A 24,573-nucleotide genomic window follows, 5' to 3' on the forward strand; every position below is an offset into this window, starting at 1 on the left:
GTTTTTCGTTTCACGTCTGCGCGGATTGCGGTGTCGGATTAAACAGGTCAAAGCCTATGGCTGAGTCCTTCAGGGCCTTCCAAACCTGATAATCCGTGAAATATCCGGTGTGACCACCGGGCTCGACCGGAATGTTGCGGTTTGCGGAAATCAGCCCGCCTTCAATCTCGGTCCCTACAAAGTCATCCTGCCTGAAGATGTTGAACCATGCGGCGTTCAGGTTTTTGGGAACGACTGTAAACATCTCGGGAAAATAGCGCTGATAGATATGGGTCACAGGACAGCCCATCGTAATCAGCGTCACGTTGCGCCCGTTGATAAGCTTTTGCACGCGTGGATCAGCCAGCATTTGCGTGGCAATCACGGTGCCTTGTGAATGTGAGATCACCGTGATGTGGTCCGCGGCAAAGATATCCACCACATAATGCAGTGCACGATAAAATCGTTCATCAATCGCCTTGCGATCCGGATAATTGCGCAGCCTCGTTTTCAGGTCCGCTTTCAGTAAACACTTGTCGCGAATGGCATAGGTGACAATGTCCCGTGCCACACCCAGCCCTGCTGCGACGAAATCGGAAAAGCGGTACATCAATGCTGTTGCACCCAGGACGATCAGGCCAATCTCGCCCTGTTTGCTTGCCAGTTTGTTCAAAACCCGGCCAATCAGGTTGCAATTGTCCGTTCCGATCTGACACAGGGGATCGACGTGCTGGCTCAACGCGATTTCTCGGATAGTGACCATCGCCAGTACGATTGCACCGAACAAAAAGACCCATTGTGCAAAACGATTGAGGATGGCGCGGCTGATCAGCCCGTCGCGGATATGCAGGTTTGCCTTCAGCCCTCTGCGACCGGCAAACAGGCCAACACCGACAAACGCAAGCAGGACAATTGCCGCGAAGGCAACACTGAGTGTTTCGATGGAGTCACTGAGGAAATTGTCAAAAAGACCGGTCAGTTTTCCATCTGACAGCCCCGGAACCGTGTCGAGCATTTCCCGCAGCATTAGCCACAACCCGGATATAAAGAACATCCAGAACACCAACATGCCTGCACATATGCTGGGGTACAGCCGCCTGTGTTCTTTCAGATTGTCTGCCTGAACCTTTTCATCAAGGCTGGTCGCAGAAAGCACGTACAAAATGATTGTCATGAAGATCAGCGAAGCCCAGAAAAACGCGAGCAGGTAGACCTGAAAGGCCACAAACTGCTCTAGCGCCGAAGGGCAAACCGGGCTGTCCGGCAAGGGTGTGCAGGCTCGGATTTCCAGACCAAGCGGACCAATGATCAGGCAGATCAGCAGCAAAAACCCTATCCCGAAAATGCCGCGCCAGAATACGCGTCTTAGATAAGTCGGGGCTGCAAAGCTGCGCCTTAGTCCGTATGCGGCCCCTCCGGCGTAAAGCGTGAACAAGAGCCAGAACAGCAGGATCGTGCTTTGAAAGAAGATCCCGGGAACGCGATCAACCATAACGGCTATGGCACCGATCAGAAGATAGGCATTCAGGGTCGCAACTGCGCCGAAGAAAACCCAAGTAAAAAGGTGAACCAGCCGCGCGGGAAAAGTGTTCCTGCCGTTGGCTTGGTCCGAGGCCACATCCGCGTGGCTATGCGTTTGTTCGGCATTGTCCATGGCCAGATAACCCAGCGCAAGAACAACCCAGATCAGGTCCAATGCTGTCTTAATGGCTCCTTTCGGGGCGGGTGAGCGGTCGGCCCAGAAAACCTCGGCAAACATGGCCTCGTCCTGCGGTACTGACGGTTTCGTCACCTTGCGCAGGTTGACCGGGAACAGTTTCGCGCTTCGGGGGGTGCCGTCGAAGGTTGTTTCGGCCAGCTCGATCATCCCACGCTGAACCTCAATCGGGGGTTCGGGATTGCCATCCAGCCAGGTTGTCGCGGCCCCGACGACCTGATCGACGGTCTCACCGGGTATTTGTTCGCCAATTCCGTGAACCGTCAGGATCAAATGACGAACCATCTCATGCTCCAAATCTCTTTTTGACAATGCGGCTAGGCTAACATGATTGCCGCAACTCGCAAAATCCGCGCGTCGCGCAGCCCCATGGCTTCGCCACTTGAACTTGGAGGATTGATCTGAAACCGTCAGCCCATGGCGATGATTGCAGTTGATACTCAGTTCGGAAGACTTGGGATCGAGGAAACGGATGGTGCCCTCACGCGGCTGGTCTGGGACGGTCAGGACGACGGCGAACCAACAGCTCTGCTGCGCGAGGCGGCGGCGCAGCTGATGGCCTATGACGCTGGACGACTTGACCGCTTCGATCTGCCCTACCGCATCCATGGATCGCAGTTTCAAAGGCGGGTCTGTGATCTTATGTATGCCATTCCTCTTGGGGAAACGCGCACCTACGGGGATATCGCCAAGGCGCTGGGACAACCGGCGCAACCGGTCGGTCAGGCCTGTGGGGCAAACCCGATTCCCGTTATTATTCCCTGCCACCGGGTACTGGCTGCCAATGGGCTGGGCGGGTTTTCGGGGTGCGGCGGGATCGAGACAAAGGTTGCACTGCTACGGCATGAACGGGCGGCGGGTCTTTTGATCTGAGCCTCGAAATTCGGTTGCAATCCGGTTCTGGGAAGCACAACTTATATCAGTTGCTGAATTTGAAGGATCGCATTGAATGAGCACCGAAAAAGATCGCGCAGCCCAGAAGAAGGCCATTATCGACCGGTTGATGTCGCTTGAGGCAGAGGAGCTTGCAACGGCGCAGGCCCATTACGATGCATTTCTGAAGGATGCCCAACTGGATGACCGGGAAGGCCACGACAAGGATGACATAGCCGCATCGCGCGAAAATGCCGATCTGGCAGCTGCATTTGACGCGCCTGTTCATGCGCATCATGCCAAAATCGATGTGATCGAGAATACCGATTTTGGTCTGACAGATACAGTCAGGCCGGGATCGGTGATCAAGTTCAACAACCGCAGCTTTGTCGTCTGCGTTTCGACGACCCGGTTCGAGGTGGGTGGAGATACATATATGGGGATCTCGACACAAAGCCCGATCTACCTAGCCATGGCCGGTCTGAAAGCGGGCGACGTCTTTACCCATAACGGTACTGAATTTGAGGTTCAGGACGTTCTTTAAATCCGGTCCGGCAGCGCTCGTGTCAGGTACGGCGCTGCGGAACAACCTGTTGTGCGATACCCGCAAATGTCAGGTACAGGCTGGCGATGACCAGACCCCAGTGGGCCCAGCTTTCGGGATGAAAATCGACCCATGCGGCCCAGCCCGCAAAGAACGTCCAGGCAAGGGCGACCGGCAAGGTCAGACTGCGCCAACGCTCGGTGCGCACGGGGTGAACGAATTTCAAAGGTAGAAACATCGCAAGCGACAGCAGCGTGACCAGCAGCAGGATGATCCAGAAATTGGGCTCCAGTGCGAAGATCACGACAACGAACATGTTCCAGCATCCGGGAAAGCCGGAAAAGGAATTGTCCTTTGTTTTCATCCGGGTGTCCGCGAAATACATCGCGCTGGCAAAGGTGATGACGATGATTGCGAACCAGCCGGTCCATCCATCCATCAATCCGGATTTGAACAGCGCAAAGGCTGGGATGAACACATAGGTCAGATAATCGATGATCAGATCCAGCAAGACGCCGTCAAACTCGGGTGCGTTTTTCTTGACGTGATAGTGCCGCGCCAACGGGCCGTCGATGCCATCGACAATGAAGGATACAACCAGCCAAAGGTACATGAGGCTCCATTTCTCTTCCACGGCGGCCAGCATGGCCAGCATTGCGAAAACAGCACCAGTGGCAGTGAAGAGATGTACGGCAAGAGCTTTGAATCTGAGTGTCATGCTAGGGTCATGACCGATGCACGCCAGAGATGCAAACCAAAAGCCCGAGGTTTCTGTTCAATGTGTCAGTCACGCCTTTGGATGCGCACGGTTGTAGACTTCCATAAGCCGTGCAGTATCCACGGCGGTATAGGTCTGTGTGGTTGACAATGAGGCGTGCCCCAACAGTTCCTGAATGGCCCGCAGATCTCCTCCTGCGGACAACAGATGGGTGGCAAAGCTGTGTCTCATGGCATGAGGTGTGGCGGTTGAAGGTAGCCCCAGTTGCATCCGTGCCTTGGCCATGACGCCTTGAATCGCGCGCGGGTTCAGCGGGCCGCCACGAGCGCCCCGGAACAAGGCTGCGTCCTTCGCTTGCGGGTGGGGGCAAAGCTGAAGATATCGGTCAACCGCGTCTCGGGCAGCTGGAAGAACCGGAACGATCCGTTCCTTGTCGCCCTTCCCGACAATGCGCAACGTCTCGGGCAGGGGCGCGTCTGCACCGGTCAGGGATAAGGCCTCGGATATCCGCAGACCACATCCATAAAGCAACGTGACAACCGCAACATCGCGGGCCGCAACCCAGTCGGACACAGATTGCAGCTCGACCGTGTCAATCATGGCGCGCGCGGCGTCTTCGGCCAGAGGGCGGGGCAGTTTCTTGGTGAATTTGGGCGCGCGGGTCGACAAAACGGCGGTGGGTTCAAATCCCTCTCGCTCGGCCAGCCAACGATAGAAGCTTTTGACGGCGGACAGTTTGCGCGCAAGGGATCGCGCGCTGATATCCCCGCTGCGCTGATCCGCCATCCAGGCGCGCATATCCGACACGGTGATCCGTTCCAGCGCCTTCAGCCCCTGCCGTTCCCCGTGATGAAGGGTCATGAAAGACAGAAACTCGGTGACATCGCCGCGATAGGCGGTTTGCGTGTTTTGCGACCGCCCCGCCAGCGCGCCCAGAGTGTCCAGCCAGTGCTGGAGCGCGTCGCGGCAAGCGGGTGAGATCAGGTTCACGACAGCCAGTGGCGCATCGAGCGTTCGAATACGCCGGAAAAGAAGGTGAGAAGATCGGTGCCGAGTTGCGGTGTGAAATGCCGCGGATCGCGGGCCCCCATGACGATCATGCCCGGCAGGCGACCCGGACCGAGGTCCAGTTTCAGGCAGGCTTCTGAGCGCAACTGATCCGCCAGCGCGCCGAAAACACGTCGGTTCGGCTGATGAGTTTCGCGCAAGGTCACGTCGCGGACAGGGCCGCCGCGCCCATTGGTCAGGTATTGATTGATAAAGCCGGGCTCTGCGATCGTCAGAACGCCTCCAAGCCTGTCGACGGCAGGATCGTTCTGAACCACGGTGGTTTCCAGAACCAGCGTGATGTGGTCAACCCGCAGGATATTTGCGACATCGGTTCCAAGGGCGCGCAGGAAATCCTCGAATTCGACCGGTTCCAGCAGGCGCAAAATCGCGCGGTGAACCTGATTGGTGCCTGCAAGGTTTTCATAGGCCGCCGCGATGACCGAGCGGTGGGTATCTTCCAGCCGGTCCAGCCGCGCCTCAAGCCGCTGCATGGCAATGCCGCGCAGATCGATCACATTATCACCCCGGGCGCGTTCGTTCGCGGCCACAAGGGCTTGCATCAGGTCCTTGTCGTCCAGAACGACGTCGGGCTCGGCCAGAATTGCCGCGCGGAGATTATCCTCGAGTTTGGGATTGCTGCTCATGTCCTGTCCGGTCTTTTTTTGTTGGGCGGCTTATAACATGCCGAACCGGATTTGCCTTGGGAAAAATGCACGCAAGAGTGGATTTCCCCGGATGCTGTGGCGGATAGGCTCCCGCCTGCCACGCCTGATCGCAGATCAGGCTTTGGGCTGTTGGGCCGGGCGCGGCGCCGGACGGCGCCGCGCGGTCGCAAACCAGATCAGAGGATTTTCTGACCGGTTTTGGCCCAATCGGCCAGAAAGGTTTCCAGACCTTTGTCGGTCAGCGGGTGATCGGCCAGTTTCTTGATCACGGCTGGCGGCGCGGTGATGACATCGGCACCAATGCGGGCACTTTCGGTGACGTGGTTCACGGTGCGGATCGAAGCGGCCAGAATTTCGGTTTCGAACCCGTAATTGTCATAGACCTGACGGATGTCGGCGATCAGATCCATGCCATCCAGGTTGATATCGTCCAGACGGCCGATGAAGGGCGAAATGAAGGTCGCACCCGCTTTTGCAGCCAGAATCGCCTGATTGGTCGAAAAACACAGGGTGACGTTGACCATCTGTCCTTCGTCGCTGAGCGTCTTGCAGGTTTTCAGACCGGCCCATGTCAGCGGAACCTTCACGGCGATATTCGGGGCAATATTGGCCAGCTTGCGGCCCTCGGCGATCATGTCGTCAGCTTCGGTGGCGACAACTTCGGCGGAAACGGGACCGTCGACCAGATCGCAGATCTCTTTTGTCACTTCCAGAATGTCGCGGCCCGATTTCAGGATCAGCGAGGGGTTGGTGGTCACGCCGTCCACCATGCCCAGATCGTTCAGTTCAGCAATGGCGTCGATCTCGGCAGTGTCTACGAAGAATTTCATGAGGGCAGTCCTTTGATGGGTTGGCCTTGGTCGCGGATGGCTTTACCTCAAAGAGAGCCATGCTGGAACCCCCTGCAAAGGATATGCTGTGAGCGCTAACGGATTTTTCGACGAGGGAGAGCTGATTGCGGTGCTGACAACGCAACCGCTTGACCGGACGTTGGATTACAAAGCGCCCGAAGGAGGGTGCTTTCTGGGTGCGTTTGTCGAGGTGCCACTTGGTCCGCGCAAGGTGTTGGGCGTGGTCTGGGGGCCGGGGCAGGGCGGTTTCGATCTGAACAAGGCGCGATCGGTGATCCGTGTGCTGGAAGTTGCACCGATGCGCGAGGAAATGCGGGCATTCCTCGGCAAGGTTGCCGACTATACTCTGACACCGATGCCCGCGATGCTGCGGCTGGCGACCCGCGCGCCGGGGCTGGGCGACCCGCCGTCCATGCGCAAGATCTATCGTTTGGGAGCCACCCTGCCAGACCGGATGACCGACGCCAGAATCCGTGTACTTGACGTGTTGCGCGACTATGGCGGGTTGGCATTCACGTTAAAGGAACTGGCGGAACAGGCAGGGGTAACTTCGTCCGTTGTCAAAGGCTTGGTCAAGCAAGGCGCGGTTCGTGAAGAAGACAGCCCGCGCGACCTGCCGTATCCGCATCTTGATCCCGATTTACCGGGAAAGGACCTGACCGAAGATCAGGCAAGTGCGGTTGCGCAGCTTCGCGCCGGGCAACGGACGGGGAATTACGGCACGACGCTGCTGAAAGGCGTGACGGGTTCCGGCAAGACCGAAGTCTATCTGGAGGCCGTGGCCGAAGCGCTGCGCATGGGGCGGCAGGCGCTTGTCCTTTTGCCTGAAATTGCGCTGACCGCAGAATTCCTGACACGGGTTGAAGCGCGGTTTGGCGCGCGCCCTGCCGAGTGGCATTCGGGCGCGACCATGACTGAACGCAGGCGGGTCTGGCGGATGGTCGGGCAGGGGGAAGCTCAACTGGTTGTTGGCGCGCGGTCAGCCCTGTTTCTGCCATTTCGCGATCTGGGGCTGGTCGTGGTGGATGAGGAACACGACACCTCGTACAAGCAGGAAGACGGGGTGCATTACAGCGCGCGAGACATGGCGGTCCTGCGGTCGGCCATCTGCGGCGCGCGGGTGATTCTGGCCAGCGCAACCCCCTCGCTGGAAAGCTGGGCAAATGCTGAGGCAGGTAAATATGATCGGATCGACCTGACTTCGCGTTTCGGGGCGGCAGTGTTGCCCGAGATGAAGCCCATCGACATGCGGGCCGAACAGATGCAGGCCGGAACGTGGATATCTCCGACTTTGCGGCAAGCGGTGCAGCAGCGGATCGAGAAAGGCGAGCAGTCGCTTTTGTTCATCAATCGTCGGGGATATGCTCCTGTAACCCTGTGCCGCGCCTGCGGGGAACAGATCGCTTGTGACCATTGCGACGCGCGCATGGTCGAACACAGATTCCTGAAGCGCCTGATGTGCCACCAATGCGGCGAGACCAAGCCGATGCCCGAGATCTGTCCTTCCTGCGGGGTCGAGGGCAAGCTGGCTCCGGTGGGGCCGGGCATTGAGCGTTTGGCCGAAGAGGCCGAGGTGACTTTCCCCGAGGCCAAAATTGCCATGCTAAGTTCTGATCTTTTTGGTTCAGCCCGGGCATTGAAAGCCAAGATTGAAGAGATCGCCGCCGGGGATGCCGACATTATCATCGGCACGCAATTGGTCGCCAAAGGGCACAACTTTCCCAAATTGACATTGGTTGGTGTGATCGACGCTGATCTTTCCCTTCACGGTGCGGACCTGCGCGCGGCTGAGCGTACGTTTCAATTGATGCGGCAAGTGGCTGGGCGTGCGGGACGGGCTGACAAGCCGGGGCAGGCGCTTTTGCAGACATTTCAACCGGAACACCCGGTGATCCGGGCCATCCTCTCGGGTGATGAAGAAGGGTTCTGGAAAGCCGAGGCAGCGGGTCGGCAGGCGGCAGGCGTGCCGCCCTATGGTCGCATGGCCGGGATCGTGTTGTCGGGCCCCGAGGTTGGACCGGTTTTCGATATCGGCAATGCAATGGCCCGCAACGATGCGCCCCTGCGCGCGATCGGTGCTCAGGTCTTTGGCCCTGCGCCTGCACCCATTGCGCGTATACGCGGACGTCACCGTGTCCGCCTGCTGGTCAAGGCCCCCAAGGGCGCACCAATCCAGGACGCCATCGCTCGTTGGATCGCCCCGCTGCGCCTGAAAGGCGATATCCGCCTGACCGTCGATATCGATCCACAAAGCTTTTACTGACTATTGCATTAACGCAGGGCCATTGTGCGCTGGTCGCTTCCCCCTCGCCAAAGTCGGGAAATGGGCGTAGAGGATTCTCATGCTGAAACCCATGCCCCTTGCCGAGGCGCAGAGCCTTCCGTTCTGGCGTCGTCCTGTCACGCTTCTGTTCGTGATGGCCTTGACCATGCCCATCGCGTTCAACGCGTGGAGCGCGCTGTTGAACAACTTCGTCATTGAGGCAGCGAATTTCGACGGGGCCGATATCGGCCTGCTGCACACGGTGCGCGAGATTCCGGGCTTTCTGGCGGTCGGCGTGATTGCCGTCATCATTTTCATTCGCGAGCAGGTGCTGGCCATGATCTCGCTGATGATGCTTGGGGTCGCAACGGCTTTGACGGCCTGGTTCCCAAGCCTTGGCGGATTGTTGTTCGTGACCTTGTTCAGTTCAATCGGGTTTCACTACTATGAGACTGTGAACCAGTCGCTTCAGCTGCAATGGCTTCCCAAGGATCGCGCACCGCAGGTATTGGGGTGGCTGGTCGCTATGGGCTCGGCAGCAACGATGGTGGTGTACGGGCTGATCGTTCTGACCTGGGAGCGGTTCGATCTGTCCTACAACTTTGTCTTCATGGCTGCTGGCGGTGCAACAGCTTTGCTGGCCCTGTTTTGCCTGTTCGCCTTCCCGCAATTCGATGCCCCCACGCCGCAAACCAAGAAACTGATCCTGCGCCGTCGATACTGGCTGTATTACGCTCTTCAATTCATGGCGGGTGCGCGGCGACAGATCTTTGTCGTCTTTGCCGGGTTCATGATGGTTGAGAAGTTCGGCTTTGAAGTGCATGAGCTGACCAGCCTGTATCTGATCAACCTGATGATCAACATGATGGTTGCTCCGTTGCTGGGTAAAGCGGTGGCCAAGTTCGGGGAACGGCGTACATTGATCTTTGAATATACCGGTCTGGCAATCGTGTTCGCAGCCTATGGTGGGATCTACTGGTTTGGCTGGGGCGTGCTGTTGGCGGCGACGCTCTATGTCATCGACCATGTTCTGTTCGCGCTGGCGCTTGCACTGAAAACCTATTTTCAGAAAATCGCCGATCCGGCGGATATTGCGCCAACTGCCGCAGTCGCGTTCACGATCAACCATATCGCCGCGGTTTTCTTGCCCGCGTTGCTGGGTTTGCTCTGGGTCGTGTCGCCAGGTGCCGTGTTTGGTCTTGCGGCGGCGATGGCGGTCGTTTCTCTGCTGTTGTCCCTGCTGGTTCCGCGCCACCCGGAACCGGGCAATGAGACCGTCCTGAGCAAATACGCGCCAGCCCCGGCGGAATAGGCCGCAAAGCTTGACGTTGGCTGCGCACCGTCCTACGCGCAGTGCCAACTGACACAGGAGTTCCGGATGCCCACATTCACTGCGCTGACCACGCTGACAGGTAAGAAAGCCGCCGAAGGTCTGGGCGAAGCGATGGAGCGTCTGGAGCCCGAACCAACCGGCGTCGGTGTGTTCGAGGTCGAAGACGGTTCGGGCCTGTGGGAAGTGGGCGGGTACTTTACCGAAGCCCCTGACGAGACCGCATTGGCCGTTCTGGCAGTTGCTTTTGAAGCCAAACCTTTTGTTGTGTCGGAAGTGCCTGAAACCGATTGGGTGGCCCATGTGCGGCGAGAGCTTGCCCCGGTTGAGGCGGGCCGCTTTTTTGTCTATGGCAGCCACGATGCCGACAAGCTGCCCGACGGTCGCATTCCACTGCTGATCGAGGCGGCAATGGCCTTTGGTACCGGACATCACGGTACCACGCTGGGATGTTTGAAAGCTCTGGACCGGTTGTTGGATGAAGGGTTCAGTGCCTCGAAAGTAGCGGATATCGGTTGCGGCACGGCCGTTCTGGCCATGGCGGCAGCTCGGGTATGGGATGGCGATTTCATTGCCAGCGATATCGACGAGGTGGCCGTTGAAGTGGCCGAAGCCAACCTGAAGGCAAACGGTATGTCCGGCGCGGTTCAGTGTGTTGAAGCCGCAGGTTTCGATCATCCCGACCTCAAGGCGCACGCACCCTACGATCTGATTTTTGCCAATATCCTCAAAGGGCCTTTGGTAGCTTTATCACCCGAAATGGCAGCGAATCTCCGCCCAGGTGGGCACGCGATCCTGTCGGGAATCCTTAACGAACAGGCCGATGACGTGGTTTCCGTTTATTCACAAAACGGGTTCAATCAGACCTATAGGGCCGAGATTGGTGAGTGGACGACCCTAATTTTAACCAAACAGGGCGCGAATTAGGCCATTTGCAGGAGTTTTATAGGTTTTTGCCACGTTTTTGTCGCAATCTCTTTTTACCGTTTTCTGAATGAAGTCGAGGGGGGCGGTTTTTGGAGGCTGCCATGACGGGTAAACAACTGGAGTTCAATCAGCGCGTAAGTCGCCTGAACAAGAAACACCAAAAGATGAGCCGTGGCTATCGCGCGACGATGCGCAAGGATGGCCTGGTGGTGATGAGGCCGCAGCGGGTGAGTTCGGCGGTGCCAGCAAAGGTGCTGCTGCTTACGCTTGTGGGTTTCTTCGCATTCAAAGCGTTTTTGTTATCCCACCTTGGCCCGACCGGCTATCAATATCGGATCGACAGCCTGAACGAAGGTACGCCAGTCGAAAAAGCCGGTGCCTGGGTGATGCAAATCGACCCTGTGTCGCAAGCCCTCGCCGCTCAGCTGAACAAAGTTTTCTACTAATCCGCTCCCTCGGATTAAAAAAACACCGCGTACCCTTATGGTGCGCGGTGTTTTTGTGTGCCCCTCAAGGGAGGAGGAAGGGGCAAATAAGCGTAGTGGCCGGTTCTTAGCGGCGACCTTCGGCGATGGAGTCGATGTCACCACGGCACAGGCCGATATCGTCCAGTTCGCGGTCGGTCAGACCGGTCAGCGCGTTGCGGGTTACGCGGGCGTCATTCCATTCAACTGCGGCGTTAACGGCCGATACGAAAAATGCGCCGATACGGCCAACAAGGCCGAACGAGCCAGTGGTAGCGACGCGGGTTGTGTCCAGTGCAGCCATATCCTGTTTCCTTCTGGTTAGTGTTCACATTGCATTTCTGCGATCTGCGGGGCATCTAGTGCTGTCATTTCGTTCGCACAAGTTCAGTTTTTGCATGTGTCCTATGCGTTTTCTGCAAGGCTTCACGAAGCTGTAATCCCCTTTAACAATTGGTGAAAAAGCCTTTGGGAAAGTGTCGAATTCAGACTTCACTGGGTCGCAAAACGCGCCCGAAGTCGCGCCTGAGACACGCGTGTCGTTTTCAGCCCTGGGGTCAATTCGCTTGGAAAATGTTCACGCTTCGTGCTAGGCGTTGAAAAAAGATCACACAACCCGAGCAGGCCGAGGCAAAATATGCGAATTCTGGGCATCGATCCGGGGCTTAGAACCCTGGGATGGGGCGTCATCGAATCAAATGGCAGCCGCCTGAGCCATGTGGCCAACGGGTTGTGCAAATCGGATGGGGACGGTCTGGGCGAGCGGCTGCTGTCGCTGCACAATCAGATTGTCGAAGTGATTGCGGATCACAGACCCGATCAGGCTGCTATCGAACAGACATTCGTGAACAAGGATGGGGCCGGAACCCTCAAATTGGGGCAGGCACGTGGTGTGGCGTTGCTGACGCTGGCACAGGCCGGTCTGCCGGTGGGGGAATATGCCCCCAACCGGGTGAAAAAGACCGTGGTGGGTGTGGGTCATGCCGAGAAAGAGCAGGTTTTGCATATGGTCAAACTGCAATTGCCGGGCTGTTTGCCGAAAGGGGCCGACGCGGCGGATGCACTGGCGATTGCGATCTGCCATGCCTATTACGGGAAAACGCAACAGGCGCGTGTGAAAGAGGTGCGGGCATGATCGGCAAACTGACAGGGCGGCTGGATTACCGCGCGGTGGATCATGTGCTGATCGATGTTCGGGGCGTCGGCTATCTTGTCTATTGTTCCGACCGGACCTTGGCGGCATTGCCGGGGGCGGGTGAGGCGGTCTCGATCTACACTGACATGGTCGTCCGCGAAGACCTTATGCAGCTTTACGGGTTTCTGTCGCTTGTCGAGAAAGAGTGGCATCGCCTGCTGTGCTCGGTTCAGGGGGTCGGCGCGAAGGTGTCGCTGGCGATCCTGAGTGCATTGGGGCCCGACGGTGTCAGCCGCGCAATTGCCCTGGGGGACTGGGGTGCGGTCAAGGCGGCCAAGGGCGTCGGGCCAAAAACCGCCCAACGGATCGTGTTGGACCTCAAGGACAAGGCACCCGGAGTGATGGCCATGGGCGGCACGATTGCTCAGGCGATGGACGGGCCGGAACTTGAGGTTGTTGAACCGAATGACTCTACACCCGCGCCGAGACGTGTTCCGAAACCGCCATCGGGTGCCGCGGCCGCGTCTGCCGGGGCGTTGTCGGCGCTGGCCAATCTTGGATATGGGCCGTCCGAGGCGGCAGGTGCCGTGGCTGAAGCGGCTGCAAGCCAGCCGGATGCTGACGAGGCTGATCTGATCCGCGCGGCCCTCAGGCTGCTGGCTCCGAAAGGGTAAGTGAATGGTTGACGCTGATCCCACCCTGCGCCCGGAGCCCCTGCCGGAAGACAATGACCGCGCTTTGCGTCCTCAGGGGCTGGATGAATTCATTGGTCAGGCTGAGGCGCGTGCCAATTTGCGCATCTTTATTCAATCCGCCCGGCAACGCGGCGAGGCGATGGACCACACCTTGTTTCACGGACCTCCGGGGTTGGGTAAGACGACCCTCGCACAGATCATGGCGCGTGAACTGGGGGTGAACTTTCGCATGACCTCTGGCCCGGTTCTGGCCAAGGCGGGGGATCTGGCGGCGATCCTGACCAATCTTGAATCGCGGGACGTGTTGTTCATCGACGAGATTCACAGGCTCAACCCGGCGGTGGAAGAAGTGCTGTACCCGGCGATGGAAGATTTCGAGCTGGATCTTGTTATCGGCGAAGGCCCTGCTGCGCGCACTGTACGGATCGAGTTGCAGCCATTCACACTGGTGGGGGCCACCACGCGGATGGGCCTGCTGACAACGCCCTTGCGTGACCGGTTTGGTATCCCGACCCGGCTTCAGTTCTACACGGTTGATGAATTGCACGAAATTGTCACTCGGAACGCGCGAAAACTGGGCGCGCCTGCGGATAACGATGGTGCGCGCGAAATCGCGCGCCGGTCGCGCGGAACGCCACGTATCGCCGGGCGATTGCTGAGGCGTGTTGTGGATTTCGCGATTGTCGAAGGGGACGGGCGGATCACACGGGACCTTGCCGATGGTGCCTTGACCCGTCTGGGCGTCGATAATCTGGGCCTTGATGGTGCGGACCGGCGGTATCTGAAGCTGATTGCCGAAAACTATGCAGGTGGCCCGGTGGGGATTGAAACCCTGTCTGCCGCGCTGTCCGAAAGCCGCGACTCGCTTGAGGAAGTGATTGAGCCCTATTTGCTGCAACAGGGGCTGATCCAGCGTACTCCGCGCGGGCGGATGTTGGCGCAGAAGGCGTGGACGCATCTTGGGATGGCCGCGCCCAAGCGGCAAAGCGATCTGTTCGGTTGAAGCCAGCGCGCTTAGATTTTATGCCTTTCGGCGAGAGTATTTTTGAAAAGATGAAGGGCTGGCGGTGACACCGGAAGAAATTGAAGCGCTGTTCACACGCGAAAGCGGCGAGTTTCTGTTTGCGCGCTGGGGGCGGCCTATTGTTCCGATCGTTTTCGGCGTCGAAGACGAGACGCTGGCCACCGTAAAAGGGGCTTTCGAAGCCGTTGTCACGCTGGCCGGTCACCAAATGGCCGAGACGGACCCTGAGCTTGGCGCGAATTGCATGGTTTTCTTTTTCCGGGACTGGCAGGAGCTGCTGGAGGTACCGGACCTTGATCGATTGATCCCGGATCTGGAACCTTTGGTCGCGCGTCTGGTCGCGGCAGATGCAAACCAGTACCGCATTTTCCGGTTCGAAGAAGATGGCGCGGTCCGCGCGGCGTTTGTGTTTCTGCGCATGGACAAGGAATTGTCCAAGGTTCCGGCGGAAACCCTTGCGCTCAATCAGGTCGTGCAGACCATCTTGCTCTGGTCGGACACTGCATTTCGCAATCAATCTCCACTGGCAATCGCAGGTGAGGCCACGATCCTGCGTCCCGACATCGCGTCCTTGATCCGGGCGGCCTATGATCCGGTTTTGCCACGGGCGGCACAGGATGCCTCGCATGCGTTAAGGCTGTTTGCCCGACTGGAGGCGTTGCAATGAAACACACCTACCCCATCCGCGTGTATTATGAAGACACCGACATGGGTGGGGTTGTCTATCACGCGAACTACCTGCGCTATATCGAGCGCGCGCGCTCGGACTGGGTGCGTAATCTGGGCAATGACCAAAACGCCATGCGGGAGGAGGGCATTGTTTGGGTCGTGCGGCGGGTCGAGGCCGAGTATCTGGGGCCTGCAAGGTTTGATGATGAATTGATCGTCGAAACCGAGGTCACCGAAATCTCGGGCGTGCGTCTGACTATGGCGCAGCTTGTTCGCCGCGGTGAGACCGAAATATTTCGTGCATCTGTCACGGCCGTTTGCATCAATAAAGCGGGCAAACCGATCCGATTGCCGGCAGAGATTCGCGCATTGATGTAACAATTTGCGGACCATGGGTGGTTCTGTTGGCTTTTCATGACCAACTGAGATAGCGTTTGGCAAAATAAGGCCAAACGAACGGCCATCAGGCAAAACAAAGAGCAGGTTCATGGAAGCTGAAACGCTGGCGCTGGCGCAGGAGATCGACTTCTCCATGTGGGGGCTGTTTGCCCGCGCGACCTTTATCGTCAAACTGGTGATGCTGGTACTTACCGGCGCATCCATCTGGTCCTGGGGGATCATCATTCAGAAGCTGATCAACTATCGCGCGGCCCGACGCGAGGCGCAGGTTTTTGATGAAAGCTTCTGGTCGGGCAACCCGTTGGATGAGTTGTTCGAGCAGATCGGAACGCAGCCGGATGGCAGCTCGGAAAAGATCTTTGCGTCAGGCATGATCGAGTGGCGCAGGTCGCATCGCAATGATGGCGGGCTGATTGCCGGGGCAACCGCGCGGATCGACCGGTCGATGGATGTCGCCATCGCGAAAGAGGCGGAAACCCTGCAAAAAGGTCTTCCCATTCTGGCAACTGTCGGCTCCACGGCTCCGTTTATCGGGCTGTTTGGCACCGTTTGGGGCATCATGAATGCATTCATCGAGATTGCCGAACAGCAAAACACCAACCTTGCCGTTGTGGCCCCCGGTATTGCCGAGGCGTTGATGGCGACAGGGTTGGGCCTTTTGGCGGCGATCCCGGCGGTGATTTTCTATAACAAACTCAGCGCCGATAGTGACCGGATCGTTGGCGGCTATGAAGCCTTTGCGGATGAATTCGCAACCATTCTGTCGCGCCAGTTGGACAGCTGACGATGGGCGCTGCGATCCAGCAATCTTCGAACGGCAATGGGCGCAGGCGTGGTCGGCGTCGCGGTCGCGCGCAGCCGATGGCCGAGATCAATGTGACACCTTTCGTGGATGTCATGCTGGTGTTGCTGATCATCTTCATGGTGGCCGCGCCATTGCTGACGGTCGGTGTTCCGGTCGATCTGCCCAAGACCGCAGCCAGTGCGCTGCCCGGCGACAACGAAGAGCCTTTGACCGTGACCCTGACCGCAGACGGCCGCGTGCAGATCCAGACCACCGACGTGTTGCGCGAAGAGTTGATTGGCAAGCTGCGTGCCATTGCGGCAGAGCGGAGCAGCGACCGGGTTTTCCTGCGGGCCGATGGCGCAATCCCTTATGCACAGGTGATGCAGGTCATGGGTGCGCTGAACGCGGGCGGGTTTTCCAACGTTGGCCTTGTGACCGATACCGGCGGGCCGACGCTGGATGAAGGTGGAGAGTGAGGTCGCACGGTGGATACCGGCACCAAGATTTCAGCGATTGCGCATGTCAGCCTGATCGGATGGGCGATGTTCGGCGGCACCTTCCGGTCCGAACCGTTGCCGATGGCTGTGCAGGATGTCTCTGTGATCACGGCTGAACAATTCGCGGCCATGACGGCCCAGCGGGATGCGCCGGAACTCCCCGAAGTGCCGACCGCGTTGCAGCAGCCGCCCGAGCCGGAGGCTGTGACCAAGCCGCCGGAACCCGAGAGTGACGAACAGCCCCGCCCTGAACCTGTTGCACCGGCTGAACCGGAACCAGAGCCAGAGCCCATCATCGTGGAAGCGCCGCCTGAACCCGAGGTTCCTGACGAGCCTCCGGTTCTGACGGAACCTCAGGTCGAACCTGTTGCACAGCCTGCGCCGCCCGGTCCGGAGGCACAGCCGCGCCCATCAGATCGCGTCGCGCCCGAGGCGATAGCTCCGCCGCCGCCCGAGGCAAAGCCTGATGATTTTGAAACGCCGCCGGTATCCCTGGATGAAGGCGCAGAAGTTCAGCAGGAACAGCAGGATCAGACCGCGCCGCAAGAGGCAGCCCCGGAGATTGTGACTGAGGCCGAGGAAGCCAAGGAACAGTCGCCCCTGACATCTCCGCGGCCGCGCGTGCGTCCAAACCGGCCAAACCCGCCGCAGGAACCCGTTGTGGCCAAAACGCCTGAGGCGACCGCGGAACCGGAAAAACAAACCGATGAAACGGCAATCAACGACGCCCTGGCCGAAGCCTTGGGCAGCGGGTCCGAACCTTCTGGCCCACCGCTGACCAGCGGAGAGAAAGACGCGATGCGACTGGCTGTCTCTGGATGTTGGAATGTGGGTTCCTTGTCCACGGATGCGCTGAACACTGTGGTTGTTATTGCGTTCTCACTGAACCGCGATGGTACGGTCGTCGGCGGCAGTGTTCGGATGCTGGACAGCTCTGGCGGCTCGGCAGGAGCCGTTAAACAGGCCTACGAGGCTGCGCGACGCGCTATTTTGCGCTGCGGGGCCAAAGGATATGATTTGCCTGCTGACAAATACGAACATTGGCAGGATGTTGAGATTACATTTAACCCCGAGAGGATGCGGATCAAATGATGAAGCTTCTGACCAGCCTCTTTGTCGGCCTGACACTGATGTCTGCGCCGGTTTATGCACAGAACGGGCCTTTGCGTCTGGAACTGGATGAGGGGATTATCGAACCCTTGCCCTTTGCCGTTCCGAATTTTGTGCCGGACAGTCCGGCCGCAGCACAGTTCGCGCAGGATATCTCGCGCGTGGTGGCGGCTGACCTGACCGGGACCGGGTTGTTCCGCGAAATCTCCTCGGATGCGTTCATCAGCCGAGTCAGCAGCTTCGAAGCTCCGGTTCAGTTTGCGGATTGGAAGGCGATCAACGCTGACGCGCTGATCACGGGCGCTGTCAATGTGTCCGGTCAGAAACTGACGGTTCGGTTCCGGGTGTGGGATGTGTTTTCGGGCCAGGAACTGGGCAATGGTCTTCAGCTAGCAGGTACCACCGACGGGTGGCGGCGCATGGCGCATAAAGTGGCCGATCAGGTCTATAGCCGGATCACAGGTGAAGGCGGTTATTTTGACAGCCGCGTTGCCTTTGTTTCGGAAAGCGGGCCGAAGGACCAGCGCCTGAAGCGTTTGGCGATCATGGATTACGATGGCGCGAATGTGCAGTACATGACTGACAGCGCCGCAATCGTTCTGGCGCCCCGTTTCTCCCCCACCGGTGACCGGCTGCTTTATACAAGTTATGAAAGCGGCAGCCCGCGCATATACGTGACTGAAGTCGGGCGCCCGAAACCGCGGGAACTGAAGACGCAGGACGGGACGATGAGCTTTTCGCCACGGTTCTCGCCGGATGGCCGGTCGATTGTCTATTCGCTGATTCAGGGCGGCAATACCGATCTGTGGAAGATGGATATCGCCTCGGGGCAAAGTACGCGCCTGACCAACACGCCTGCAATTGAAACGGCCCCCAGCTATTCACCTGATGGCAGCCGGATCGTCTTTGAAAGCGACCGCTCCGGCGCACCGCAATTGTACGTGATGGTAGCAAACGGGGGCGAGGCCACGCGGATCAGCTTTGGCGCGGGCCGCTATGGTACCCCGGTCTGGTCACCGCGCGGCGACCTGATCGCCTTTACCAAGCAGAACCAGGGCCGGTTCCATATCGGCGTGATGCGCATCGACGGGTCAGAAGAACGTTTGCTGACAGCCTCTTTCCTGGATGAAGGCCCCACGTGGTCGCCCAATGGCCGGGTCATTATGTTTACCCGCGAAACGCAGGGGGCCAGTGGTAGGGCATCGCTTTACTCGGTGGATATCTCGGGTAGGAACCTGCGCCCGGTACGTACACCGGACGGCGGCAGCGATCCGTCCTGGGGTCCATTGCAGAATTGATCGCAGCAAAGTTCACAACAAATCGTCCCTGTGGTAGACAGGCGGCAATAAACATAACACGAGGCACCTGAAATGAACGTATTGAGCAAAGTTCTGGCGCTGGGCGCGCTGAGTGTGATCGCCGCCTGCACAAACAATGACCCCTCTGCCTTGGGTGGCGGTAGTGGCAGTGGCGTAGGATCCATTGTCCCCGGATCACCGAGTGATCCACGCTCACCCGCGTATTTCCAGCAAACGGTCGGGGACCGTGTCCTGTTTGCCGTTGACCAGTCGACGCTGTCGCCCGAGGCGCAAACAGTGTTGCAGGGGCAGGCGGACTGGCTGCTGGCCAATCCGGATTTTGTCGCAACGATCGAAGGTCACGCTGATGAGCAGGGCACGCGGGAATACAACCTTGCACTGGGCGCACGCCGGGCGAACGCTGCGCGTGAGTACCTGATTTCGCGGGGCGTCGCGGGCAGCCGCCTGAACACCGTGAGCTATGGCAAGGAACGCCCGATCGAGATTTGCAGCACCGAGGAATGTTATTCCAAGAACCGTCGTGCGGTAACGGTTCTGACCGGGTCAACTCTGGGGTAAGATGATGCGCATTGCAGGATGGGTTTTGGCGGCGGTTGTGGCGACGGCTGGTGTTGCACAGGCACAGGATCAACAGACCCTTGCGGATATCCGTCAGGAACTGACGGTGCTGCACGTGGAAATCCAGCGTTTGAAGCGCGAGTTTTCTACTACGGGTTCGCCCGCACCAAACCTGTCCGGCAGTTCGGTTCTTGAACGGGTGGATGCCATCGAGGCCGAATTGCAGCGCCTGACCCGCCAGACCGAGCAATTGAACCAGCGGGTGCAGAACATTGTCACTGACGGCACCAACCGTATCGGTGACCTTGAGTTCCGGCTGGTTGAACTGGAAGGCGGCGATTTGTCGACGTTGGGTGAGACCTCGACATTGGGCGGTGACACGGCCACTGTGATAACCGGACCAACAAGTATCGAAACGCCAACGGCGACCGATAATGGTGAACTTGCCATAGGTGAGCGTGCTGATTTTGATGCTGCTTCGCAAGCGTTGGCCGATGGCGATTTCCAGACTGCTGCCACGTTGTTTGCGCAGTTTGAAACAAGCTATCCCGGCAGTCCGCTGGCGCCCGAAGCCAACCTGAAACGCGGTCATGCCCTAGAAGGGATTGGCGACACACGCGAAGCGGCCCGAGCATTTCTGGCCAGCTTCACGGGTGATTCCGAGGGCGCGTTTGCACCCGAGGCGCTGTACGAACTGGGCGCGGCGCTTGGCCGTTTGGGACAGACCGATCAGGCCTGCATCACGCTTAATGAGGTCGGAGTACGCTTTCCTTCTGCGCCAGAGTTTTCGAGCGCCACGCAGGAGATGACCGCGTTGGGATGTACTTGAACCATCACTCCGGCAAACTACTTGCAGACCTGCGCGCCCGGCTACCCGAAACACTTCCGCGCAAGTTGGGGATTGCAGTTTCGGGAGGCGGCGATTCTGTCGCCTTGATGCACCTTTTGCATCAGGTGGCGCAAGATGAGGCCATCACCCTTTTCGTTGCCACGGTCGACCACGGTTTGCGACCCGAATCCGCGTGCGAGGCCGAAACCGTATCCCGGCTGGCGGCTGCGTTGGGGATGTCTCATGATACGCTGCGTTGGTCGGGATGGGACGGTACCGGCAACTTGCAGGACCGGGCACGTCAGGCGCGATATGATTTGTTATCCGAATGGGCGAAGGGCCGCGGAATCGATGCCATTGCGCTGGGCCACACCGCAGATGATCAGGCGGAAACACTGCTGATGCGGTTGGGCCGATCATCCGGGGTCACGGGCCTGTCCGGCATGTCGGCTATTCGGAAACAGCGGAGGCTGACGTTGCTGCGTCCGATGCTGGGGATCACCCGTGAACAGCTTCGCACCTATCTGACTGAGACTGGCGTAGCATGGGTGGACGATCCTTCGAATCAGGATGCCCGTTTCGATCGGATCAAGGCGCGCGAAGCTTTGGGTGGGCTGGAACCTTTGGGAATTGATGCGCTTTCATTGTCCCGCGTGGCGGATAATCTGGCGCAGGCAAACACGGCACTTGGCCTCTGTACGCAAGAATCCGCAGGGTCCGTGGCGCAGGTGGATCAAAGTGACGTGAGGGTGAATCGGGCCGGATTTGCCGCGTTGCCCCTTGAGATTCGGCGTCGTGTGCTGCTGGGAATCCTCTCGTGGATTGCCGGGTCGGGTTATCCCCCGCGTCAGGCGGCCGTGGATCAGGCAATGGATGCAGTTGCGAATGGGCAATCGGGGTCAGTGGGCGGTTGTCTGATTGTTCCACAAGGCGGGAGTGTTTGGATTTGCAGGGAATTTAATGCCGTGAAATCTCAGATCGCGGCGCCCAGTGCTGTGTGGGATGGCAAATGGCGGCTCAGCGGACCGGCAATAATGGGCGCAGAAATCCGCGCTTTGGGCGGTGAGGGGTTGCAACAGGTGCCCGAGTGGCGTGCAACCGGGCGTCCCAGGATAGCGTTGACGGCGACGCCTGCGGTTTGGATTGCGGACAGGGTGCTGGCCGCCCCGCTTGCGGGTCTCGCGAATGGCTGGCATGCCAGGCTTGCGTCAGATTGGCCCGAGTTCCACGCATCTTTTTTATCGCATTGAACATACGACAATCCTCTCTATTTTAAGAGGTAACTTGGCAGCGTCTCACCTGCCGGAACTTTTAGGAGAATTTCCTTGGGCAACGCTCGCAATATCGCGTTTTGGGTCGTTTTGTTCCTGCTCATCCTTGCACTGTTCAATCTGTTCAGTGGACCGGGCGGAACGCTTCAGAGCAACGAGAAAACCTATTCCGACTTTGTCGGTGCCGTCCAAAGCGGTGAAGTCAAGAACGTGACCTTGGATGGTGAACAGATTCGCTATACCCTGCAAAGCGGTGCCAGCTATGTCACGATCAAACCCGGCGACGCCGAAGTGACCAAGCTTCTGATCGAAGAAAACATCCCCGTTCAGGCCGTAAAACAACAGCAATCAGGCTTTCAGTCGTTCCTGATCACGCTGCTGCCTTTCCTGCTGCTGATCGGTGTCTGGGTCTATTTCATGAATCGGATGCAAGGCGGCGGCAAAGGTGGCGCGATGGGCTTTGGCAAGTCCAAGGCCAAGATGCTGACCGAAAAGCATGGCCGCGTGACCTTTGACGATGTTGCCGGTATCGACGAGGCCAAGGAAGAGCTGGAAGAGATTGTCGAATTCCTGCGAAACCCGCAGAAGTTCAGCCGCCTTGGTGGCAAGATCCCCAAGGGCGCGCTGCTGGTTGGCCCTCCGGGTACCGGTAAGACGCTTCTGGCCCGTGCCATTGCGGGTGAGGCGGGCGTGCCGTTCTTCACCATCTCGGGTTCGGATTTTGTCGAAATGTTCGTTGGTGTGGGTGCGTCCCGCGTGCGTGACATGTTCGAGCAGGCGAAAAAGAACGCGCCCTGTATCGTGTTTATCGATGAAATTGACGCTGTGGGTCGTCATCGCGGCGCCGGGTATGGTGGCGGCAACGACGAGCGGGAACAAACGCTCAACCAGTTGCTGGTCGAAATGGACGGGTTTGAGGCCAACGAAGGTGTAATCATTCTGGCGGCGACAAACCGCAAGGATGTTCTGGACCCTGCGCTGCTGCGACCGGGCCGGTTCGACCGTCAGGTCACAGTCGGCAACCCGGACATCAAGGGCCGCGAGAAAATTCTGGGCGTTCACGCACGCAAGACGCCGCTGGGCCCCGATGTCGATCTGCGCATCATCGCGCGCGGTACGCCCGGCTTCTCGGGTGCGGATCTGGCCAACCTCGTGAACGAGGCCGCGTTGATGGCCGCACGCGTGGGTCGTCGCTTTGTCACCATGGAAGATTTTGAAAACGCCAAGGACAAGGTGATGATGGGGGCCGAGCGCCGCTCGATGGTGCTGACGCAGGATCAGAAGGAAAAAACTGCCTATCACGAAGCGGGTCATGCTGTTGTTGGTCTGTCTCTGCCCATGTGCGATCCGGTCTACAAGGCGACCATCATACCGCGCGGGGGTGCGCTGGGTATGGTGGTTTCGCTGCCGGAAATGGATCGCCTGAACTATCACCGGGATGAGTGCGAACAAAAGCTGGCGATGACCATGGCAGGTAAAGCTGCCGAAGTCATCAAGTATGGCGAAGATCACGTGTCGAACGGTCCTGCCGGGGACATCATGCAGGCCAGCCAACTGGCACGCGCCATGGTGATGCGCTGGGGTATGTCGGATAAGGTCGGCAATATCGACTATGCCGAGGCGCATGAGGGATATCAGGGCAATACTGCCGGGTTCTCGGTATCGGCTCATACCAAGGAACTGATTGAAGAAGAGGTAAAGCGTCTGATCCAGCAAGGCTATGAACAGGCGCACAAGATTCTGACCGATCAGAACGAGGAATGGGAACGTCTGGCCCAAGGTTTGCTGGAATACGAAACGCTGACCGGTGACGAAATCAAACGCGTCATGAACGGGGAGTCGCCCGGCGATAGCGATGACCGGAACGACAAGTCGGACGAGGGCAGTGCGCCCAGCGTGACAGCCATCCCCAAGACCAAGGCCAAGAAATCACCGCCTGAGGGCGGGATGGAACCTGAACCGACAGCATAACCAGCAAGAACCCGGGCTCTGACCCGGGTTTTTTCTCTTTCCATCAGAGCGTTACTGGGCATTATGCGCTGGCAGACACCAATGGGTAGGGAAGCGCGTATGCCGTTTTTGCGGGAAACCGAATTTGCAGCCGAAGTCGTTTGGCTGGGCCTTGTTCCTGCCGGCGGATCGCTTCGTGCCAAGCCCGTGGAGTTGCTGGATCTTGGGTTTGAGGGCGCGAAAGGCGAACGGCACGAAGGTCTGAACCGTGCGTCCTGTGTTCGGGTCTCGAACCTCTATCCCAAGGGCACTGAAATCCGCAATGTTCGTCAACTTTCGGTGCTGTCCTTGGAAGAGTTGCAGCAGATCGCGCAGAACATGGGGCTGGACCAGCTTGACCCGTCTTATCTGGGCGTATCCATAGTGCTGAAAGGTGTTCCGGATTTCTCGCACATTCCGCCGTCCTCGCGCCTTCAGGCGGTCAACGGGCTGACGATCACTGTGGATATGGAAAACGCACCCTGCGTATTGCCCGGTCGCGAAATCGAAGCGGTTCATCAGGGGTATGGTGCAGGGTTCAAACCCGCTGCCGTCGGGCGCCGGGGTGTCACGGGATGGATTGAACGTCCCGGGCGCATTCAACTGGGCGATCACCTCAAGCTCTTTGTTCCGGACCAGCCTGCCTGGAGCCCCGAAAATATGCAGGTTTCCGATTAGTTACCGATGAAGTGACCTGACGACGCTTCGCGACGCCAGAATGTCGGAATCCATGGCTAATCAGATTGTACACAAGGGTATGGAATGCGTAGCGCCGACGTTAGACGTCGGTTTTGCACGGTATTCAATCAAGGACCCCGGCCAATGAGCTATAAATCCGACATCGAAATTGCGCGTGAAGCGAATAAGAAGCCGATCCAGGAGATCGGCGCGAAGCTTGGAATATCCAGTG

General features: G+C 58.5%; 26 protein-coding genes. 20 read left to right on the forward strand and 6 right to left on the reverse strand.

Annotation, left to right across the window (positions count from 1 at the left end; all coding sequences use genetic code 11):
- Window positions 1-10: 10 nt before the first annotated feature.
- Window positions 11-1,981, reverse strand: coding sequence for a hypothetical protein (locus ACR0J7_RS12850; RefSeq protein WP_480914506.1), 1,971 nt, complete (start codon window positions 1,979-1,981; stop codon window positions 11-13).
- 132 nt (window positions 1,982-2,113) lie between these two features.
- Between ACR0J7_RS12850 and ACR0J7_RS12855 the strand changes: the two genes are divergently transcribed.
- Together ACR0J7_RS12855 and ACR0J7_RS12860 are read left to right on the forward strand one after the other, a co-directional pair.
- On the forward strand, window positions 2,114-2,569 hold the full coding sequence (locus ACR0J7_RS12855; protein WP_480507054.1) for a methylated-DNA--[protein]-cysteine S-methyltransferase: 456 nt from the start codon (window positions 2,114-2,116) through the stop codon (window positions 2,567-2,569).
- 76 nt (window positions 2,570-2,645) lie between these two features.
- Window positions 2,646-3,113 carry a hypothetical protein gene (locus ACR0J7_RS12860; RefSeq protein ID WP_480507053.1) on the forward strand — a complete coding sequence of 156 codons (468 nt, stop codon included), beginning with the start codon at window positions 2,646-2,648 and terminating at the stop codon, window positions 3,111-3,113.
- Between the two features lie 22 nt (window positions 3,114-3,135).
- On the opposite strand, the gene ACR0J7_RS12865 is transcribed toward ACR0J7_RS12860, so the two are convergent.
- The 4 genes from ACR0J7_RS12865 to fsa all read right to left on the reverse strand — a co-directional run bounded on the left by ACR0J7_RS12865 (window position 3,136) and on the right by fsa (window position 6,376).
- Window positions 3,136-3,831 (reverse strand): CDP-alcohol phosphatidyltransferase family protein, encoded by a 696-nt coding sequence (locus tag ACR0J7_RS12865; RefSeq protein ID WP_480483981.1) that lies wholly within the window; start codon window positions 3,829-3,831, stop codon window positions 3,136-3,138.
- 69 nt (window positions 3,832-3,900) lie between these two features.
- A complete protein-coding gene (locus tag ACR0J7_RS12870; protein ID WP_480507052.1) occupies window positions 3,901-4,821 on the reverse strand; it encodes a tyrosine recombinase XerC in 921 nt (306 codons plus the stop codon).
- Window positions 4,818-5,525 (reverse strand): DUF484 family protein, encoded by a 708-nt coding sequence (locus ACR0J7_RS12875; RefSeq protein ID WP_209505485.1) that lies wholly within the window; start codon window positions 5,523-5,525, stop codon window positions 4,818-4,820. The genes ACR0J7_RS12870 and ACR0J7_RS12875 overlap by 4 nt, the downstream gene beginning before the upstream one ends.
- A 197-nt stretch (window positions 5,526-5,722) precedes the next feature.
- On the reverse strand, window positions 5,723-6,376 hold the full coding sequence (gene fsa / locus ACR0J7_RS12880; RefSeq protein WP_480914508.1) for a fructose-6-phosphate aldolase: 654 nt from the start codon (window positions 6,374-6,376) through the stop codon (window positions 5,723-5,725).
- A gap of 88 nt (window positions 6,377-6,464) precedes the next feature.
- Here fsa and ACR0J7_RS12885 point away from each other — a divergent pair, with 88 nt between their 5' ends.
- The 4 genes from ACR0J7_RS12885 (at window position 6,465) to ACR0J7_RS12900 (ending at window position 11,363) form a co-directional block, all read left to right on the forward strand.
- The gene (locus tag ACR0J7_RS12885; RefSeq protein WP_480914510.1) at window positions 6,465-8,660 is read left to right on the forward strand and encodes a primosomal protein N'; all 2,196 of its coding nucleotides are present in this window, start codon (window positions 6,465-6,467) and stop codon (window positions 8,658-8,660) included.
- 79 nt (window positions 8,661-8,739) lie between these two features.
- Window positions 8,740-9,972 carry an MFS transporter gene (locus tag ACR0J7_RS12890; protein WP_480622773.1) on the forward strand — a complete coding sequence of 411 codons (1,233 nt, stop codon included), beginning with the start codon at window positions 8,740-8,742 and terminating at the stop codon, window positions 9,970-9,972.
- A 66-nt stretch (window positions 9,973-10,038) separates the two neighbouring features.
- The gene (locus ACR0J7_RS12895) at window positions 10,039-10,917 is read left to right on the forward strand and encodes a 50S ribosomal protein L11 methyltransferase (RefSeq protein ID WP_267364117.1); all 879 of its coding nucleotides are present in this window, start codon (window positions 10,039-10,041) and stop codon (window positions 10,915-10,917) included.
- Between the two features lie 101 nt (window positions 10,918-11,018).
- Window positions 11,019-11,363, forward strand: a complete 345-nt coding sequence (locus ACR0J7_RS12900; protein WP_480586100.1) for a hypothetical protein — start codon at window positions 11,019-11,021, stop codon at window positions 11,361-11,363.
- 106 nt (window positions 11,364-11,469) lie between these two features.
- On the opposite strand, the gene ACR0J7_RS12905 is transcribed toward ACR0J7_RS12900, so the two are convergent.
- Window positions 11,470-11,685, reverse strand: a complete 216-nt coding sequence (locus ACR0J7_RS12905; RefSeq protein ID WP_267364114.1) for a DUF1127 domain-containing protein — start codon at window positions 11,683-11,685, stop codon at window positions 11,470-11,472.
- A gap of 333 nt (window positions 11,686-12,018) precedes the next feature.
- On the opposite strand from ACR0J7_RS12905, the gene ruvC reads away from it, so the two are divergent.
- The 14 genes from ruvC (at window position 12,019) to ACR0J7_RS12975 (ending at window position 24,341) form a co-directional block, all read left to right on the forward strand.
- Window positions 12,019-12,516, forward strand: coding sequence for a crossover junction endodeoxyribonuclease RuvC (gene ruvC / locus ACR0J7_RS12910; protein WP_480914513.1), 498 nt, complete (start codon window positions 12,019-12,021; stop codon window positions 12,514-12,516).
- On the forward strand, window positions 12,513-13,190 hold the full coding sequence (ruvA, locus tag ACR0J7_RS12915) for a Holliday junction branch migration protein RuvA (RefSeq protein WP_480507047.1): 678 nt from the start codon (window positions 12,513-12,515) through the stop codon (window positions 13,188-13,190). The genes ruvC and ruvA overlap by 4 nt, the downstream gene beginning before the upstream one ends.
- Before the next feature lie 4 nt (window positions 13,191-13,194).
- A complete protein-coding gene (gene ruvB / locus ACR0J7_RS12920) occupies window positions 13,195-14,214 on the forward strand; it encodes a Holliday junction branch migration DNA helicase RuvB (protein ID WP_267364110.1) in 1,020 nt (339 codons plus the stop codon).
- A 64-nt stretch (window positions 14,215-14,278) separates the two neighbouring features.
- Window positions 14,279-14,902 (forward strand): hypothetical protein, encoded by a 624-nt coding sequence (locus ACR0J7_RS12925; RefSeq protein ID WP_480870758.1) that lies wholly within the window; start codon window positions 14,279-14,281, stop codon window positions 14,900-14,902.
- Window positions 14,899-15,282, forward strand: a complete 384-nt coding sequence (gene ybgC / locus ACR0J7_RS12930) for a tol-pal system-associated acyl-CoA thioesterase (protein ID WP_480483971.1) — start codon at window positions 14,899-14,901, stop codon at window positions 15,280-15,282. Before ACR0J7_RS12925 ends, ybgC begins: the two co-directional genes overlap by 4 nt.
- A gap of 109 nt (window positions 15,283-15,391) precedes the next feature.
- Window positions 15,392-16,087, forward strand: coding sequence for a protein TolQ (gene tolQ, locus ACR0J7_RS12935; RefSeq protein WP_209505518.1), 696 nt, complete (start codon window positions 15,392-15,394; stop codon window positions 16,085-16,087).
- Between the two features lie 2 nt (window positions 16,088-16,089).
- Entirely contained in the window at window positions 16,090-16,566 is a 477-nt protein-coding gene (tolR, locus tag ACR0J7_RS12940; protein ID WP_480483970.1) for a protein TolR, read from the forward strand.
- Window positions 16,567-16,575: 9 nt separating this feature from the next.
- Window positions 16,576-17,679, forward strand: coding sequence for an energy transducer TonB (locus ACR0J7_RS12945; RefSeq protein WP_480870756.1), 1,104 nt, complete (start codon window positions 16,576-16,578; stop codon window positions 17,677-17,679).
- On the forward strand, window positions 17,676-18,995 hold the full coding sequence (tolB, locus tag ACR0J7_RS12950; RefSeq protein ID WP_480870754.1) for a Tol-Pal system beta propeller repeat protein TolB: 1,320 nt from the start codon (window positions 17,676-17,678) through the stop codon (window positions 18,993-18,995). The genes ACR0J7_RS12945 and tolB overlap by 4 nt, the downstream gene beginning before the upstream one ends.
- A 72-nt stretch (window positions 18,996-19,067) precedes the next feature.
- Window positions 19,068-19,574, forward strand: a complete 507-nt coding sequence (gene pal, locus ACR0J7_RS12955; protein ID WP_480622769.1) for a peptidoglycan-associated lipoprotein Pal — start codon at window positions 19,068-19,070, stop codon at window positions 19,572-19,574.
- 4 nt (window positions 19,575-19,578) lie between these two features.
- Entirely contained in the window at window positions 19,579-20,403 is an 825-nt protein-coding gene (gene ybgF, locus ACR0J7_RS12960) for a tol-pal system protein YbgF (protein WP_209598305.1), read from the forward strand.
- Window positions 20,394-21,653, forward strand: a complete 1,260-nt coding sequence (gene tilS / locus ACR0J7_RS12965; RefSeq protein ID WP_480914515.1) for a tRNA lysidine(34) synthetase TilS — start codon at window positions 20,394-20,396, stop codon at window positions 21,651-21,653. Before ybgF ends, tilS begins: the two co-directional genes overlap by 10 nt.
- Window positions 21,654-21,728: 75 nt before the next feature.
- Complete coding sequence (ftsH, locus tag ACR0J7_RS12970; protein ID WP_267367030.1) at window positions 21,729-23,645, forward strand: ATP-dependent zinc metalloprotease FtsH; 1,917 nt, start codon at window positions 21,729-21,731, stop codon at window positions 23,643-23,645.
- Window positions 23,646-23,744: 99 nt separating this feature from the next.
- Window positions 23,745-24,341 carry an MOSC domain-containing protein gene (locus tag ACR0J7_RS12975; protein ID WP_480518999.1) on the forward strand — a complete coding sequence of 199 codons (597 nt, stop codon included), beginning with the start codon at window positions 23,745-23,747 and terminating at the stop codon, window positions 24,339-24,341.
- The last annotated feature ends 232 nt before the right edge of the window (window positions 24,342-24,573 follow it).

It is taken from the genome of Ruegeria sp. O4 (assembly GCF_056535125.1).